This is a genomic window from Salipaludibacillus sp. HK11 (assembly GCF_047795645.1).
Lineage (GTDB): Bacteria > Bacillota > Bacilli > Bacillales > Salisediminibacteriaceae > Salipaludibacillus.
The window spans coordinates 2,454,543-2,469,945 of sequence record NZ_CP181045.1; the positions used below are offsets into that span (position 1 = coordinate 2,454,543).

The 15,403-nt window shown below is 35.2% G+C and carries 20 protein-coding genes; 5 read left to right on the plus strand and 15 right to left on the minus strand.

Translation table 11 applies throughout. The features are described from left to right. Nucleotides 1–14 precede the first annotated feature (14 nt). Both ACM26V_RS11970 and ACM26V_RS11975 read right to left on the minus strand, forming a co-directional pair. Nucleotides 15–386, minus strand: a complete 372-nt coding sequence (locus tag ACM26V_RS11970; RefSeq protein WP_416151640.1) for a sensory rhodopsin transducer — start codon at nucleotides 384–386, stop codon at nucleotides 15–17. Between the two features lie 215 nt (nucleotides 387–601). Next, nucleotides 602–964 (minus strand): hypothetical protein, encoded by a 363-nt coding sequence (locus tag ACM26V_RS11975; RefSeq protein ID WP_416151641.1) that lies wholly within the window; start codon nucleotides 962–964, stop codon nucleotides 602–604. A gap of 237 nt (nucleotides 965–1,201) precedes the next feature. On the opposite strand from ACM26V_RS11975, the gene ACM26V_RS11980 reads away from it, so the two are divergent. Continuing rightward, complete coding sequence (locus ACM26V_RS11980) at nucleotides 1,202–2,113, plus strand: phosphatase PAP2 family protein (protein ID WP_416151642.1); 912 nt, start codon at nucleotides 1,202–1,204, stop codon at nucleotides 2,111–2,113. Nucleotides 2,114–2,233: 120 nt separating this feature from the next. Here the strand turns inward: ACM26V_RS11980 and ACM26V_RS11985 are convergent, their stop codons facing one another. The 3 genes from ACM26V_RS11985 to ACM26V_RS11995 all read right to left on the minus strand — a co-directional run bounded on the left by ACM26V_RS11985 (nucleotide 2,234) and on the right by ACM26V_RS11995 (nucleotide 3,524). After that, nucleotides 2,234–2,545, minus strand: a complete 312-nt coding sequence (locus ACM26V_RS11985; RefSeq protein ID WP_416151867.1) for a redoxin domain-containing protein — start codon at nucleotides 2,543–2,545, stop codon at nucleotides 2,234–2,236. A 9-nt stretch (nucleotides 2,546–2,554) separates the two neighbouring features. Further along, nucleotides 2,555–2,758, minus strand: a complete 204-nt coding sequence (locus ACM26V_RS11990) for a hypothetical protein (RefSeq protein WP_416151643.1) — start codon at nucleotides 2,756–2,758, stop codon at nucleotides 2,555–2,557. A 184-nt stretch (nucleotides 2,759–2,942) separates the two neighbouring features. Continuing rightward, the gene (locus ACM26V_RS11995) at nucleotides 2,943–3,524 is read right to left on the minus strand and encodes a class D sortase (RefSeq protein WP_416151644.1); all 582 of its coding nucleotides are present in this window, start codon (nucleotides 3,522–3,524) and stop codon (nucleotides 2,943–2,945) included. Nucleotides 3,525–3,838: 314 nt separating this feature from the next. On the opposite strand from ACM26V_RS11995, the gene ACM26V_RS12000 reads away from it, so the two are divergent. Continuing rightward, nucleotides 3,839–4,132, plus strand: coding sequence for a hypothetical protein (locus ACM26V_RS12000; RefSeq protein ID WP_416151645.1), 294 nt, complete (start codon nucleotides 3,839–3,841; stop codon nucleotides 4,130–4,132). Nucleotides 4,133–4,366: 234 nt separating this feature from the next. Here ACM26V_RS12000 and ACM26V_RS12005 read toward each other — a convergent pair whose 3' ends face one another. From ACM26V_RS12005 to ACM26V_RS12015, 3 genes are all read right to left on the minus strand, one after another. Further along, nucleotides 4,367–5,536: a TraB/GumN family protein gene (locus ACM26V_RS12005; RefSeq protein WP_416151646.1), complete on the minus strand. Its 1,170-nt coding sequence runs from the start codon at nucleotides 5,534–5,536 to the stop codon at nucleotides 4,367–4,369. 344 nt (nucleotides 5,537–5,880) lie between these two features. After that, nucleotides 5,881–6,048, minus strand: coding sequence for a hypothetical protein (locus tag ACM26V_RS12010; protein ID WP_416151647.1), 168 nt, complete (start codon nucleotides 6,046–6,048; stop codon nucleotides 5,881–5,883). Nucleotides 6,049–6,067: 19 nt separating this feature from the next. Then, on the minus strand, nucleotides 6,068–6,256 hold the full coding sequence (locus ACM26V_RS12015) for a CPBP family intramembrane glutamic endopeptidase (protein ID WP_416151648.1): 189 nt from the start codon (nucleotides 6,254–6,256) through the stop codon (nucleotides 6,068–6,070). Nucleotides 6,257–6,618: 362 nt separating this feature from the next. On the opposite strand from ACM26V_RS12015, the gene ACM26V_RS12020 reads away from it, so the two are divergent. After that, on the plus strand, nucleotides 6,619–8,259 hold the full coding sequence (locus tag ACM26V_RS12020) for an extracellular solute-binding protein (RefSeq protein ID WP_416151649.1): 1,641 nt from the start codon (nucleotides 6,619–6,621) through the stop codon (nucleotides 8,257–8,259). Nucleotides 8,260–8,349: 90 nt separating this feature from the next. Here the strand turns inward: ACM26V_RS12020 and ACM26V_RS12025 are convergent, their stop codons facing one another. Continuing rightward, nucleotides 8,350–9,489, minus strand: coding sequence for an iron-containing alcohol dehydrogenase (locus ACM26V_RS12025; protein ID WP_416151868.1), 1,140 nt, complete (start codon nucleotides 9,487–9,489; stop codon nucleotides 8,350–8,352). Between the two features lie 172 nt (nucleotides 9,490–9,661). After that, complete coding sequence (rhaD, locus tag ACM26V_RS12030; protein WP_416151650.1) at nucleotides 9,662–10,498, minus strand: rhamnulose-1-phosphate aldolase; 837 nt, start codon at nucleotides 10,496–10,498, stop codon at nucleotides 9,662–9,664. Nucleotides 10,499–10,741: 243 nt separating this feature from the next. Between rhaD and ACM26V_RS12035 the strand changes: the two genes are divergently transcribed. Beyond that, the gene (locus tag ACM26V_RS12035) at nucleotides 10,742–11,497 is read left to right on the plus strand and encodes a DeoR/GlpR family DNA-binding transcription regulator (protein WP_416151651.1); all 756 of its coding nucleotides are present in this window, start codon (nucleotides 10,742–10,744) and stop codon (nucleotides 11,495–11,497) included. Nucleotides 11,498–11,546: 49 nt separating this feature from the next. Continuing rightward, nucleotides 11,547–11,861, plus strand: coding sequence for a hypothetical protein (locus tag ACM26V_RS12040; protein WP_416151652.1), 315 nt, complete (start codon nucleotides 11,547–11,549; stop codon nucleotides 11,859–11,861). A gap of 616 nt (nucleotides 11,862–12,477) precedes the next feature. On the opposite strand, the gene ACM26V_RS12045 is transcribed toward ACM26V_RS12040, so the two are convergent. The 5 genes from ACM26V_RS12045 to ACM26V_RS12065 form a co-directional block, all read right to left on the minus strand. Then, nucleotides 12,478–12,705 carry a sulfurtransferase TusA family protein gene (locus ACM26V_RS12045; protein WP_416151653.1) on the minus strand — a complete coding sequence of 76 codons (228 nt, stop codon included), beginning with the start codon at nucleotides 12,703–12,705 and terminating at the stop codon, nucleotides 12,478–12,480. Between the two features lie 35 nt (nucleotides 12,706–12,740). Next, nucleotides 12,741–13,868, minus strand: coding sequence for an MBL fold metallo-hydrolase (locus ACM26V_RS12050; protein WP_416151654.1), 1,128 nt, complete (start codon nucleotides 13,866–13,868; stop codon nucleotides 12,741–12,743). 94 nt (nucleotides 13,869–13,962) lie between these two features. Continuing rightward, nucleotides 13,963–14,511: a sulfurtransferase TusA family protein gene (locus tag ACM26V_RS12055; protein WP_416151655.1), complete on the minus strand. Its 549-nt coding sequence runs from the start codon at nucleotides 14,509–14,511 to the stop codon at nucleotides 13,963–13,965. Between the two features lie 65 nt (nucleotides 14,512–14,576). Then, nucleotides 14,577–15,053, minus strand: a complete 477-nt coding sequence (locus ACM26V_RS12060) for a DsrE/DsrF/DrsH-like family protein (RefSeq protein ID WP_416151656.1) — start codon at nucleotides 15,051–15,053, stop codon at nucleotides 14,577–14,579. A 66-nt stretch (nucleotides 15,054–15,119) separates the two neighbouring features. Next, nucleotides 15,120–15,347, minus strand: a complete 228-nt coding sequence (locus ACM26V_RS12065; RefSeq protein WP_416151657.1) for a sulfurtransferase TusA family protein — start codon at nucleotides 15,345–15,347, stop codon at nucleotides 15,120–15,122. Between the last annotated feature and the right edge of the window lie 56 nt (nucleotides 15,348–15,403).

The window sequence follows — 15,403 nt, forward strand, 5'->3', positions numbered from 1 at the left end:
TTATAAAACTAAGTTTAAGAGGTATAACCCATGGTTGTCATTAATGCTAATTCTTTTTGCGAAGAATCTAACCTGCTATACTGAATGACGATAGGTTCTTGGCTTTTTATTTCCATTGCATAAGGGACACCTTTTGGAATCACCTCAATATCATCTTTTTTCAGCCATCCCGTTCGTATATGCTTTGTCCTTCTTCCCGCAACGTCATAAGTAACGCCTTCAATTGGGTCTCTATCCTCGAAGTAAATCGTTATCATTAATTGTGCTGTTTTTTCGTTACAATTTAAGATACATATCGCTTCATGACTTTCTTGAGTCCCTTCACTTTGCGTTGGAATAAAACAATCTGGAACAAACCAATGTGTTTTGCCATAAGTATCGTTCATACCTAACCTCCAATAATTAGTTTAAGTTCTACCTAAATGCTATAGTTCAATTATAGAGATAAAAAAATTTGTTTTCAATTCTTTTTTCTTTTTTTCAAAAATAATATGTTTTCTTTCCAACAATTTTTTATTTTTTTGATAGATTGTTCAGTATAAAAGACTTTCATGCAGAAAAAAACTCCTGATAATCAGGAGTTTTTTTCTGTATATTTAACTTATTCCTTGAGGATATTTTCATCCACATAAGCTTCTGTATCTTTTAAAACATCAAGAGCTTTCCCTACGTCTTTTACATCAACTTCAAATTCAAGAATGTGAGTGAAATTATTTCTTTCAGCAGGATCCTTTAAATCGTGCAGTGCTCCAGTAAATGTTCCAGCAGTTCCAGTACCAAGCGCTCCTCCACTTCCAGTCGTTGTCGAATTTAACGCTGGTACAAGAATCACTCCTTTACCACTATTATAATTTGGCGGGAGTTCATCGACAAATTGATTTGAAACGTTCGCTGTAACTAACTTCATGTTGGCACTTTCTGCATCATTTTCAGATTTGAAAAAAGCTTGAATTTTTTGATTCATATTAAAACACCCTTTCTGAGTATTTATAAAACGTTTCCCCCATAAAGTTCGTTGTAAACATCAAATCAATAAAACATTGTGGAGTTATAACCCGACTCGCCTTTGAATGAGGTACTGTTAAAGCAAGGAAATGGCGGTTTATTTATTTTTATTGATTAGAGGAATTTCCATAATTATGTCGAATATGTTTTTATATGTAAAGATTTCAGATTATTTTTCAGAATAGGGAGAGGTCTTATGTTGAACGAAACGACGATATTAATTGAATTAACTCAGTTGCAAAACCCTCTACTTGATATGTTCGCTTCTCTACTTACATTCTTAGGAAATGAGGAGTTTTACTTTCTAATTATTCCGTTTTTTTACTGGTGTGTATCGAAAAAAATTGGATTTCGATTGTTTTACATTTTCTTGTTGTCGGTTTATGTCAATTCATACTTAAAGATTTACTTTGCTATTGAAAGGCCAATAGGTTCAGATGGTGTTCAATCAATCTTTGTGTCGTCAGCAGAAGTAGGTAGTCATTATCCTTATGATTCATTTCCCAGTGGTCACGCACAAGGTTCCGCAACGTTATGGGGATACTTAGCAACCGTTATCAGAAATCCTCTATTTCCAGGATTTGCAATCATACTCATTTTTCTCATATCTGTAGCTCGATTATACAGTGGACTACATTGGCCAAATGATATAATCATTGGTTTATTATTAGGCGCTCTATTTGTTTTTATTGGCGTTTATCTACAAGAAAAAGTCGCAAATCTTCCTGATGGAATCAAATGGATCTTAATCTTCCTTATTCCTCTCATCCTTGTTATCATTTTCCCAGAGAAGGAAGGCATTCAGTACGCAGGAATTCTAGTCGGTGCTGGCATTGGATATTTCACACAAGAGAAATTTATAGGAATGGAAATTAGTCGAAAAGTTTCACGAAAAGCTGCTGCTTTTGTTATTGGGATCTTTGGTACTTTCGGGTTACAAATTGGGTTAAAAATGATTTTTCCTGAAATGGCAATCTATGATTTTGTTCGATATGGCTTAATCGGACTTTGGATTACTTTCATAGCACCATTTCTATTTAAAAAGTTAGGTATATACAATCATAATACGATTCACCATTTCCCACTAAACCATCCTATACGTTTCTAATTTTTATTTTGCTACTTTGAAACAAAACACCAGAAGTTAAAAAGAAGGTAACAGAACCGAATTCGGCTCTGGCACCCCATCATGATTAAAGCAATATTGTATGGTTTACACGGTGAAATCTTATAAACCTTCTAACACTTGTAAAACTTCATCCGCGTTTTCACCAACGAGATAATCAGTTTCTGTTCTTATTTCACCTGTAACTGGATTAACAGCTGTATATCCTCGAACAATCGTTTGTGCTTCAATATCAACAAATCCTAATTCAGTTCCAAATTCGAACTCTTCATCTGTTAACAGTTCAAAATTTAAGCCTTCGCCTTCTACGAGAATTTCATGACTCCCCGGATCACTCGAGCTAATACCGTAAACCGAGTATCCTAACTGTTCTATTTCACTTACATGTGCATTCAGCTCAACTAGCTGAGAAATACAAACTCCTCATTCGACTCCAGTAAAATAGAGATATAGAGCTTTTTCATCATCTTCGAACAAGTCTACGTCATTTCCAGACGTACTCATCAAACTAAATTGGTAATCATCAGGGTCATAGCTCCCTGAATCTTCTCCGTTATCTGAAGAACAAGCAGTAAAAATGAGCAATGTCATCAAACTTATAAAAGTAATCGATCCTATTTTCTTCAAATTTGTTCCTCCTTCACCAAAGAAATCTACCTAATAGAATATCATTAAAACAATAAAATAAAAAGAAACGTGATTTAGGTAGATTTTTCTATCCGAAAAAAATTAAAAGATTCCAAACGATTCAAGAATTGTCTGAATCCTCTGCTGTATTATTACTTTCGTCGTTACTACGTAATCTATTTCGCTATTTTCTTACAGCCTCTATAATATATCGATCAGGTGCATCACCAAAATAACTAAAAGGGTAACACGTTGTTAATGTTAATATTTCTTCATCTATAGTCGAATCAATGACAGTTAAATCATCTTTATCTACAATATAAGTCTCTTGAAGATAATAAGTGTACGTTCCATAATCCATTTTAATTATTATTTCGTCATCTTCTTCCAAGTCACCTAAGCCTGTGAAAACAGTATCACGGTGTCCTGACAATACGACTTGCCTTCCTTGACCAGGATATTTTGATCCAGTAAAATGACCAACGCCTCTTTCTAGTTGCTCATCTTCCGTCCCTTGAATAATTGGGAGCTCTTTTTCTAATCTAGGAATGGAAATGATACCAATTACTTCACCGTCTTCAGAAGACAATTCCTTGGCTTCTATAGAATTTGTATCATCTTTTTCATCAACTTCTTGTTTGACGATCGATTGAGCTTCTTCTAGGGCATGAGCAACTTCGACATTACCATTGTAAATTTGATACACACTTATTGAAATAATAAACACACCTGCTGTCATCAAGATGATCATCAACCATTTTAACAAGAGAATCTCTCCTATCTAGTTACTTTTATATAGTAAATGCTGTGAATAATACTCACCATTTCAAGACTTGCATACCAAGGTGTACTTAAGCAAGTATCTAATATTTGCTAATAATTTTACTTTACTCCAAATTTCATTTAGTGTCTATTATTATTTGTTCATTTAGATTCATTTTAATTGAATCTTTACTATCACCTAGTTTTAACACTAAATTTTATTTAAATCAGTAGAAATAAATCGCATATCTTTTGTAAAGATAGAGAAACTAATAAACGCAAGGAAATCTACAAACTTTAACTAGGAGGAATACATTCATGCCACAAAACCAGCAACCGCAACAAGCCGCACAACAAGCGCAACAAGCTATTCAACAAGCACAACAAACTATTCAGCAAGCAACACAGCAAGCGAACCCTCAAGCTATTCAACAAGCTCAGCAACAGTTACAACAAGCAACACAAAATTTAAAACAAGCGCAAAGCAGCGCTCAACCTCAACAGCAACAGCAGTTTCAGCAAGTTCAACAAGAATTACAACAAGCTACTCAACAGTTGCAGCAAGCTCAACAACAGTCTGCTCAACAGCAAAATCAACAAAATCAACAATGACGTAAGAAAAAATAAACTAGGCACCTGTTGAATTTAAACAGGTGTTTTTTATTAATAATTAAATACAAAAAGACACCTTTCCCCGAGATTTTGGGCAAAGTGTCTTTTAGGTTGTTTTTACTCATAATAGTGTCCGATATTCACACTTCATAACATAGATAATTTATTTTGGTTGGCACCTATTATCTTTTTCAACAGGCTCCCTTCTATTATAAATTTATTATTTTCAAACAATTAAAGTAAATTCTGTAGAAACAATCGAATCACGTCTGCGCCACCAATTAGAGTACCGATTGTACTTCCTATATTACTCATAACAACGACAAGCAAAATACGTGATACTTTATTGTCTCTAAATCCTTTAAAGTTATATACATCTTCTGACAAACTTTCAAAGTCGCTCACATTCGGCCGCCGAAAATAGGTTTGAGCTATTCCAGCAAACCACCCTGCCGCCAACAATGGACTTAAGGAACTCAATGGTGCAACTACCAAAGCTGTAAGTATTGCTATTGGATGACCAAAAGCAATTAGCGCTCCAAGGGCTGAAAAGGAGCCATTCCAAAGGACCCAACTAATAATTTGTTGCATTCCTGCTGCAGGATTGCTAAATAACGTAAAAGCGATAATACTAATAATCAACAGAGGGATCGACCAACCTAGAATCTTTGGAATTTTTGATTTAGGAGGCTTTTCACATAATGCATCTAAATTTTGATCTTTTTTAATTTCTTCTTTAATACCTGGAATATGTGCAGCCCCTAAGACAGCAACTATCTTTTTTCCCGGAGCATCTTTGATCATTTGAGCTAAATATTGATCCCTTTCATCTATTAAAGGAACCTTTAATTTAGGAAAAGCTCTTGTAAATTCCTCAAGTACAGAATTCAACATATCCTCTGACTTCATTCTTTCCAAATCCTCTTCTGTCACTTGCTCTTTACTGAAAATACTAGCTACAATTGATGTCATCAGTTTTGCTTTTCCCCAAAAACCGATCTGGTGCCAAATTCTCGCAAATGTAATTTGAATATTACGGTCAGCAAGAACTATTTCGGCACCATATTCATTTGCTGATTCAATTCCTTGAATCATTTCTTGTCCCGGTTTAATCCCAAACTGCTTTGCCATTTTTTTTTGAAAAGAAGAAATGAGTAAATTCATTAAAAGTAATGTGGCTTTCTTTTCTTTAATCACTTTAAATATATCCATATCTTTCCATTGGTTATCTTTTATTACAGCGTTATACCTTTGTTCATCCAATTCTACACAAACAGCATCTGGTTTTTCTGCTTCAATGACTTGCTTCACTTGCTCAGCACTTTGCCTAGAAACGTGAGCCGTTCCAATCAAGATCAGTTCTTTACCTTCTAGATTTAACCTTGTTATGTTTTGTTCTTCCATACATTACCGTCCTTTTACTATTCTTTTGTTACATAGTTTTTACGATTTTTTGACCATTCTGATGAAAATGATAATTTTATTTTCATTCAAAGTCAATTATATCTCTAACTTGCTAATAGTGTAAGTATTATATTTAAGAGCTGGTGAACAAAATAGATTTATGAAAGAAAAAATTGCTTTTATATCAATAAATCAATTTTTAATTTCTTTATGGACATAATCTTAGTGCAAAAGATTTGACGGGAGAAGCATTGATGTTACAATCTCATTTTATAAATCTATTATCCTAAAAAAAAGAGGTTATAGGGAAACATTCCCATAACCCCTTTTATAAGTATTTGTGTCTATAAATACAACACAATGCCCAGTATATTAATATGAAAGGTTTGACCGACTAAAATAGATAACCACTTTTTCTCAGATTCAATAACTATCATTACACTGTTGACCCACCAACCAACAAATAAATGAGAAAGGCTTACTCCTATTAACGAATCACGGCGTGCATACATCCATCCCCATAACCAGCTACTAATAAGTGCAGTAAATCCCTAAATTAAAAGAAGAATGAAGATGAAGGACACCGAATACTAGAGATGTAATAAGAATTCCGATAATCCAACTTGATTTCCCAGGCAATAAACGTTGAATCTCATCCTTTAATACTTTCATAAATTGATGTAAAGCTGAACTACGAATTTCCCGTTCATAATCTTCCATAAAGAAACCACCTATAATACAATCTACCTATCATTACTTAAGGCTTAGTAACAATCCCAACTAAAGTTAAGGATTTAATAAGATACATGTAATCGGGGTATTCATTTAATTTCGCTTATCGGGTGTATAAGGTGCACAATTTAAAAGTTTCAAAGATTCTTGGTTATTTAGATTACATATTATAGTATATTGGTAATATACAGGAAAACTTTAAGTAGATAATATTTAGCATTATATTTGGTGTAAGAATGTCACAAACGGTAGGCACTTTATTAGGATAACTTCTTACAAAAATGGTATTAGGTAATTACTATTTAAAGTTTTCTATCAGTGATTAAATATAAATCAGGAGAGGAGGGGCCATGAAGAAAGTTTTTATGATTTTTATAGTTGTTAGTCTTGTTTTCATTATATTAACAGATTTTAGCAGCAATAATGAAGAAGTAACCAGAGACTTAAATCACGATTCGAACGTAAATTCTAATGATGTATCAGAAGGTGAAATAAAATTAAATGCTATGATAATTAAACATCCAATAACAATGAGTTCAAAAAATATGCTGTGGCTACAAAAAGCTGAAGAACGCGCAGGTGTAGAAATTCATTGGGAAGAGGTAACTGCGGACTGGGATGAAAAAAAGAACGCAATGCTAGCTGGTGGTGACATTCCTCATTTGATCGTAGGTCCTAATGCCATTACAGATGATGATTTTGCTCAATTTACTGGTTTATTTCAAGATTTGAATGAATTAATAGACCATGCACCAAATGTACAAAAAATGTTTGAGGATAAGCCAGAAATTGAAATTATTGCTACCCAACAAGATGGCGAAATTTATGGGTTGCCTAAATACCAAAGATATTCTCCGAAATCAGCTACAATGCAATTTATTAACAAGGATTGGTTAGATAATTTAGGTTTAAATATGCCAACCACTTGGAATGAGTTACATCAAGTTTTATTAGCATTTAAAAATGAAGACGCAAATGGTAATGGGGATCCTGATGATGAAATCCCCTTTGATTGGGCGCCAGTTGGAACAAGTGGATTTGGTTTTTTCCATCCAACAGTTCTTCTAGGTAGTACAGGAATTACACCTTCAGAAAGCGGAACTGGATACTTTGCTGAAGACGGAGAATTAAAAAACTTCTTTATGGATGAAAGATATAAGGATGTCGTAATTTTCTTAAATAAACTTTGGAAAGATGATTTAATTAATCAAGAAGTCTTTACTCAAGAGTTCACTAGTTATCAATCAATGGCCCGTGGCGATGGACGCATAGCAAAAGTAGGGTATACTTTCGGTTGGGAAATTCCCGATAGATTTGGTAATCAATTAGCATCCCAATATAAATCATTCCCACCGATGAAAATATCTGAAGACTCTACTAATGAAGTAAGATGGGCGTATGATTATAACGTATTGAACTATGGTGAGAACATGATCCAAATGTCAGCGCAAACAGAAGAAAAAGAAGCAGCGATGAGATTTATTAATGAACTTTACGATCCAGAAACAAGTATGCAAGTGTTATTTGGTTCTATAGGTGAGAGTATTGACGATCATGGAGATGGCACATATAGTGTCTTACCGCCTGCTAATGAATCAATCGATCCCGGTACTTGGAAATGGACAAAAACTTGGGCTGAAAACGGACCAATGTATTTGGCAGATTCCTTAGAATTAGAGCTAGGAGCGGATATGCAAACACGTAATTCTCAGCAAGAAGCATATCAAGATGCATACTCAAGAATAGATATACAGCGAGATGTCTATCCAGGAATTTTTATCAAATATAGTCAGGAAGACAATACTGAAATGAGTCTTCGCAATAAAGATCTTATGAATTTAGCGATGGCAAAATTTGCTGAGTGGATTACTGAAGGTACCATTGAAGATGAGTGGGACTGGTACATTGATCAATTGATTACAATAGGTCTGCCAGAAAATCTTGAATTAATGCAACATTATTTTGATGATTATTTGAGATCAGTCGAATAATCTATTGGGAGTATGACTTTCTTGTATAGATAACATTAAAATCGACATCAATTTCGTTTTAACGAGAAATTGATGTCGATTATTGAAAAATTACAAAATCTCTTTAAACATGTCTATTGTTTCTTGTTTTGTTGGCATAAATGGATTACCTGGTGCACAAGCATCTTCCAATGAATATTTTGCTAGTATCTCTAAATCTACTTCTGTTACTCCTAATTCTGATAGTTTTTCTGGAATCATTACTTTTTTAGATAATTGACGAATCGACTCTATTACAAATTCTGCACACTCTGTGTCAGACCGTCCATCAATATTCATATGAAGCATTTTTGCGATTTTTCGAAATTTTTCCGGAACACGTTTGGCGTTTTCGCGTTCTACTATCGGAAGTAACATTGCATTACAAACACCATGTGGTAAGTCGTATACTCCGCCTAATTGGTGAGCCATCGCATGAACATACCCTAATCCCGCATTTGAAAAAGCCATACCAGCTAAAAATGAAGCATTGACCATCTGTTCCCTTGCTTCAATATTCGTACCATTTTCAACAGCTTCAGGTAAATGATCAAAAACAAGCTTCACTGCTTGTAACGCAGTTGCATCAGTTACGACCGTCGCTCCTGGAGTTACAATTGCTTCTATAGCATGAGTAAGAGTATCCATACCCGTTGCAGCAGTTAAACTTGCTGGCTTATCGATCATTAACTCTGGGTCATTGACAGACAATATAGCCAAACTATTTTTATCTACACAAACCATTTTTACACTACGATCCTCGTCCGTGATAACATAATTAATTGTAATTTCAGCTGAAGTTCCTGCCGTTGTATTAACAGCAATGGTAGGAAATCCAAGAACATTTGATTTATGAGCCCCTTCATACTCTCGAACGTCTCCACCATTTGTCGCAATAATACTCATAGCACTTGCACAATCCTGAGGAGAGCCACCACCAATGGACAAAATAAAATCACAATCATTTTCTTTTAAAATATCGACACCCTTATGAACTTGCTTCGTCGTTGGGTTCGGTTTCACTTCATCATAAATGACATAATCTACTTTCACTTTCAGTAATTGATCAATTACCTTTTGCACAATACCATTATCACTCAACACCTTATCTGTTACGATGAGTGCTTTTTGAAACTGAAAATTCTGTACCTCTGTTCCTAATTCATTCAGACAGCCCTTGCCTAAAAGGTTTTTACTTGGTAAATGATACATCACGATTACCCTCTCCTTTGTTCATTATTTCACATAGTATTATAATAAGGAATGCTCTCCATTAGAAGGGAACAAACTCTATCAATAAATGAAATTAGGATTTCCTGATTTCTTTATTAACAAAGATTAGCCTAGTTTAATTCTATCTATAAATTTCCGCTGATACTATTATCTATTTTAAACTTAATGCCGTTAGATACCCACTTTTCGGTGTTACGTTAAATCGCTCCGCTAGATCCAAAAGCTGCTGATCAGATATTGTCTGTAAAATCTCTCCTTGAGAACGAACAACAGTGAAAACTTCTGCCGCTTTTTCTGCTGTTTCAATTAATCCAAATGTCTCATCCATCGTCTGCCCTGTTCCATATACTCCATGATGTGGCCAAAGCACAATGCGATTATCTTCAGCTAATTTTTTTGATGTCGCTTCACCAATTTCGTCCGTACCAGGAACCATCCAAGGAACAATTCCTACGCCTTCTGGAAAAACAACAACACACTCCGTACACATCTGCCAAAGAGTCCTGGAAAATAGTCGCTCATCCAAGCTATGTGTAAATGTCATAGCAATTAAATTAGTCGCGTGAGTATGAATAACGACACGGTGAGCAGGATCAACTTTTAACCGAGCAGCATGGTTCATTAAGTGCGTTGGCAATTCACTTGTTGCAACACCTCCATCGTCAAATCCCCATAGTAATTCATAAGCTTTACCGTCTTGTGAAATTCGAATAATTCCTAGTGTATTTGAAAGCTGGTTTTTAACATTTCGGAAATACTTTCCAGACCCTGTAACGATAAAGTATTTGCCTGCAAGCTCTGACGCATCAAAGTTCATCGCTATTTCACGCTTCACGACATTCACATCAATGTACTTCATAACATCTGCTTCATCTAATAAATAACTTACATTTCCACCGTTACGCTCATCCCAGCCGAAATCGTATAAATTTGTCGTTACTTCCTTCATTTCTTCTACAAATGGTGCTCTCAAAATTTGACTCATCAAAATCCCCTCCAATTTTAATAATGATACTCATATATTTTCTTCACACTGACTGGATTCAATATATTCACCAAACAATAACTCTTTATCTTTAACTGATTTTAGTATAAAATGGAAACAAAGATAAATCAACATAAAAAGTGGATTGTTAACAATATATACACATTTAAATTTGTTTTTTGTGGCTTTCGCTTTTAATAGATATATTTCGTGTTTGAAAATAACTAAAATAGAGGAGTGAATATAATGAGAGGGTACGAACGGAAAAATGTTATTCTAAATAAACTCTACGCAGAGAAAAAAGTAAGTGTAAAAGACCTTTCACAGGAGTTTGATGTCTCAGAAGAAACGATCCGTCGTGATTTGGAGAAATTAGAAAAAAAAGATATTGTTACGAGAAGTTACGGGGGCGCCATGCTCAATGATAAAGACGATATTCCATATATCACTCGCCACAGTCGGAATTTACCACAAAAAAAAGCGATCGGTAAAAGTCTGTTACATTATATAGAAGCTGGAGGAGCAATAATGGCTGATTCTAGCTCCACTGTACATGAAGCATTGAAAATGATCGCTAGTCAACACATAGAGTTAAATATTATTACAAATTCGGTTAGTGCTTTAAATGAATTCGCTCATTCCTCATTAAATATTATCTCTACTGGTGGTACCCTTCGAGAGAGGTCAAGTGCACTTATTGGACCGATTACGACCGAAACAATCCAAAGATTTAACGCTGACATTGCGTTGGTAAGTTGTAAAGCAATATCAATGGATGGCGTTTCTGATGCAAACGATGTTGAATCTGCAACAAAAAAGGTCATGATCAACCAATCAAAGAAAGTCATATTGATAGTAGATTCTACAAAGTTTAATCACGATTCCTTTGTAAAAATGATCGAATTTGCCGACATCGATATCCTTATCACAGATCAATTACCCTCAGATGAATGGCGAGTGTTTCTGAAGGAACATCAAATTGAAGTTATTGAAAGTAACTAAAATCTGAAGGTGGTCGCCAAAGGTTAACTTTTTTGCGACCACCTTCAGCTTGTGTGCATTCAGACCGTTTCACCATTCTATTTTTGGAAAACGCTCCGAATTAACGACGCATTCAGAACGTTTCACTATTCTATTTTGGAAAACGCTCCGAATTAACGACGCATTCAGAACGTTTCACTATTCTATTTTGGCAAACGCTCCGAATCAACAAGCCATTCAAACCGTTTCACTTTTCTATTTTGGAAAACGCTCCGAATTAACGACGCATTCAGAACGTTTGACCATTCGAATTTGGAAAACGGTCCGAATCACCGACGCATTCAGACCGTTTGACCATTCAAATTTGGAAAACGCTCCGAATTAACGACGCATTCAGACCGTTTGACCATTCGAATTTGGAAAACGCTCCGAATCAAAGAGCGTTTCAGACTGATAGATAACCGAAATTCGCAAAACGGTCCGAATTAGAGTGGGATTCGGACTGATAGCGTATTAATGTAACACCATGTTTAGATTGGTCTTTTTTAGGTAAAGTTGCCACCTTCAAAATTGACTTTGATACTTTTATTGGAGTTCAGTTTTTTCCGCTACACTTTTCATTATAGAGCTTCTTTCTTTAGTATTTTGTGCGGTTACTTATACACTATCAAAAAACGGAGAAATCCTTCGTGAAATCAAAGAATTGCTCCGTTTTGGCTATATCAATATTTTCTTCAAATAATTCTCTAACGTATCTTAAACTCACTTTAAAATAACTGAGATACTATTAAATAGACTCCTACCAGGAGCCAAACCCAAGTACCAGGTCATATAGCAGGCAATTTCACCTGTTTTTTAACTTCTTTCCTTGAGGATGAGGAGGAACCTCACCCGCCGTTACTACAGGCTGGACCTTTGTAACCATTCTGCCACTTTACATTCCCCCTACATAACGATTCGCTCATATAAATAATTTTTCAGTTCTATTACAAACTTCAAACTTAACCTTTTTTTATCCAAAACTTTAACACATTATCTTCTTCCGTATCTCTCACTAATTCATGTGCTCCAGATTTAGCCCAGGCAGCTAGATCGCTTTTAGCCCCTTTATCCGTCGCATGAACTTCTAAAACTTGACCAGTTTCTAAGTCCGTCATCGCTTTCTTTGTTTTAACAATTGGCATCGGGCAAGCTAGACCTTTTGCATCTAATACTTTAGTTGATTCCATATTATGTTACCTCCTCAATTACTCTTATTTAAAAATTATCTTACTGCACAACGATTTGGACCAATTTCCATCTCACGTTGCTTTTCTTCTTCTAATGTAATTTTACCCATATTTGTTTCACGAATTTCTTGGTATGCGTTTGGCTGTGGTGGCAAGTTTTCTGTTACTATCTTTCTAAACTTGTCTTCATCTTCAATATTCAAACCATGATTTTCTGCAAATAATGTACCTAGTTTTTCTGAAACGCTACCATCTTCATTTAATTCGTCAATAATCATAAAATGAGCTGGTAGAACGACTAATTCTTCAGATAGTTCTCTATATCGCTTATAAAGTGACTCACGTAAATCTCCTACCCAGTCTTCAGCCATACCTGCTAAATCAGGTCTACCAATCGAGTCAATGAATAGGATATCTCCAGTTAGTAAATATTGTTCATCTACTACAAAAGAAGTCGAGCCAATTGTATGACCTGGTGAATATAGCGCATGTATGTTAATTGTCGAGTTTCCGATCACTACATCATTCCCGCCTTCAAGTGGTTTATAAGCAAATACTACTTCATCAGCATCTTTTGGTGGTAACCAATAAGTCGCACCAGTTGCTTCTGAAATTTTTCTTCCGCCAGAAATATGATCCGCATGTAAATGTGTATCAAATACATGTGTAATTGTTGCACCAACACTTTTCGCGAATTCAACATAAACACCTGACATTCGAGTCGCATCAATGATGGCAGCTTCGCCATTAGAAACAACCATATAAGAAAGGCATCCTTTACCTAACCGTACAAATTGGTATAACTCGCCACCATCTTTTAGATCACCTAGTTTTATTGGTTCTAAATATTCGCTCCACGCCTTCATCCCACCTTCAAGATAGGAAACCGTCAATCCTTCATCAGATAACATTTCTGCTACCATCACCGACGACCCTTCTTTGGCACAAACCACTATAATTTCTTTATCAGCTGGAATCTTATCGATGATTTCGTTTACTCCGTCAAGTAATTCAAAGTATGGAATATTGAAATAATCAAAGTTCTCACCCTCAATTTTCCAATCTGCGAAATTATCCTCGTTACGAACATCTAATATAAACAGCTCTCGCTTTTCAATTACTTTTCTTGCTACTTCCTTTGCGTTCATTGCTTTAAATGACATGTCTACTCCTCCAATAATATAATTAAAATATACACTTTTCGTCGATAATGCCAGACTAATACCTACTTAATGGTCGTTTGGTATTAAACTATTTCTACCATTCACTCATGCCTGGTACGACGTTCACCACATGCTTAAATCCCGCTTCTGTTAACTTTTGTGCTGCTAAATCACTGCGGTTACCTGTTCGACATACCACATAAATTTCAGCTTCCTTGTTTAATTCAGCTATCTTTTCTTCCAACTCACCCAAAGCAATTGATTCAGCGCCAGGTATATGATTGAAAGCATACTCAGCTGATTCACGTACATCAAGAACAAGTACATCTTCATTGCTATCTAATTTAGCTCGGAGCTGTTCATTAGTAACGACATCAGGATGCTTCTTTTCTTCTTTCTCTTCTCCACTTACCTTACGAAGATAGTGTTTCAACGCCTCGCCATCTTCCACCGTTCCTAAATATTGATGTCCTGTGCTTTGCGACCATGCTTTAATATCAGCAGTCGAACCTTTATCCGTTGCTTGAACTTCCACTACTTTTCCCGGATCTAAATCTTTCATCACCTTTTTTGTCCGAACAATTGGCATCGGGCACGCTAACCCTTTTGCATCTATTACTTGATCTGTTTTAATATTCTCCATTTGTAAATCCTCCTCTTTTTATAATACTGTCAGTAATTTTACGATTCTATTCACTTGTTATATTGTTAAATAAATAAGTTTACATTTCCTTGTTCAGCATCTCCAAGGTAAGCTGCCACACCTGCATATTCCAAACCATCTATTAATTCTTCTTGTTGCAGACCTAATAAATCCATTGTCATTGTACATGCTACGAGTTTTACATCTTGTTCTTTTGCCATATCAATTAAGTCTGGTAACGGCATAGCATTGTGCTTTTTCATCACATGTTTAATCATTTTTGGTCCCATACCAGCGAAGTTCATTTTCGAAAGACCCATTTTATTAGCTCCACGCGGCATCATTTTTCCGAACATCTTCTCTAGTAAACCTTTTTTTACGGATACTTGTTGATCTTTTCTAAAAGCGTTTAAGCCCCAAAAAGTTGAGAAAATCGTCACCTCGTGATCATAGGCTGCAGCCCCATTTGCAATAATAAATGCTGCGATTGCTTTATCGTAATCCCCACTAAATAATATAATTGTTGTCTTTTTCTTTTCCATGTTGTTCACCCTTTCTATTTTTAACCCATACGCGTATGGGTATATAAAAGTGTAAAAAAATATAGTCTAACCTTTTTTTATCCAATATTTTAATATGCCATCTTCTTCTTCATCTGCTATTAACTCATGACCTCCTGATTTTGACCACGCAACTAAATCATTTTTAGCACCTTTATCGGTTGCATGAACTTCTAAAATTTGACCTATTTCCAACTCCGCAATACTCTTCTTTGTTTTTACAATTGGCATAGGGCAAGCTAAGCTTTTTGCATCTAATATTTTTGTGACATTCATTTAAAATCCTCCAAAATTATAAGATGAGGTATATATGCAAGTAAAAATAACTAAAC

Excerpts from the sequence above, each read along its gene's own strand:
- ACM26V_RS11970 (WP_416151640.1), bottom strand. The coding sequence starts at position 386 with ATGAACGATACTTATGGCAAAACACATTGGTTTGTTCCAGATTGTTTT.
- ACM26V_RS11975 (WP_416151641.1), bottom strand. The coding sequence starts at position 964 with ATGAATCAAAAAATTCAAGCTTTTTTCAAATCTGAAAATGATGCAGAA.
- ACM26V_RS11980 (WP_416151642.1), top strand. The coding sequence starts at position 1,202 with ATGTTGAACGAAACGACGATATTAATTGAATTAACTCAGTTGCAAAAC.
- ACM26V_RS12000 (WP_416151645.1), top strand. The coding sequence starts at position 3,839 with ATGCCACAAAACCAGCAACCGCAACAAGCCGCACAACAAGCGCAACAA.
- ACM26V_RS12005 (WP_416151646.1), bottom strand. The coding sequence starts at position 5,536 with ATGGAAGAACAAAACATAACAAGGTTAAATCTAGAAGGTAAAGAACTG.
- ACM26V_RS12010 (WP_416151647.1), bottom strand. The coding sequence starts at position 6,048 with ATGTATGCACGCCGTGATTCGTTAATAGGAGTAAGCCTTTCTCATTTA.
- ACM26V_RS12015 (WP_416151648.1), bottom strand. The coding sequence starts at position 6,256 with ATGGAAGATTATGAACGGGAAATTCGTAGTTCAGCTTTACATCAATTT.
- ACM26V_RS12020 (WP_416151649.1), top strand. The coding sequence starts at position 6,619 with ATGAAGAAAGTTTTTATGATTTTTATAGTTGTTAGTCTTGTTTTCATT.
- ACM26V_RS12025 (WP_416151868.1), bottom strand. The coding sequence starts at position 9,489 with ATGTATCATTTACCAAGTAAAAACCTTTTAGGCAAGGGCTGTCTGAAT.
- ACM26V_RS12035 (WP_416151651.1), top strand. The coding sequence starts at position 10,742 with ATGAGAGGGTACGAACGGAAAAATGTTATTCTAAATAAACTCTACGCA.
- ACM26V_RS12045 (WP_416151653.1), bottom strand. The coding sequence starts at position 12,705 with ATGGAATCAACTAAAGTATTAGATGCAAAAGGTCTAGCTTGCCCGATG.
- ACM26V_RS12050 (WP_416151654.1), bottom strand. The coding sequence starts at position 13,868 with ATGTCATTTAAAGCAATGAACGCAAAGGAAGTAGCAAGAAAAGTAATT.
- ACM26V_RS12055 (WP_416151655.1), bottom strand. The coding sequence starts at position 14,511 with ATGGAGAATATTAAAACAGATCAAGTAATAGATGCAAAAGGGTTAGCG.
- ACM26V_RS12060 (WP_416151656.1), bottom strand. The coding sequence starts at position 15,053 with ATGGAAAAGAAAAAGACAACAATTATATTATTTAGTGGGGATTACGAT.
- ACM26V_RS12065 (WP_416151657.1), bottom strand. The coding sequence starts at position 15,347 with ATGAATGTCACAAAAATATTAGATGCAAAAAGCTTAGCTTGCCCTATG.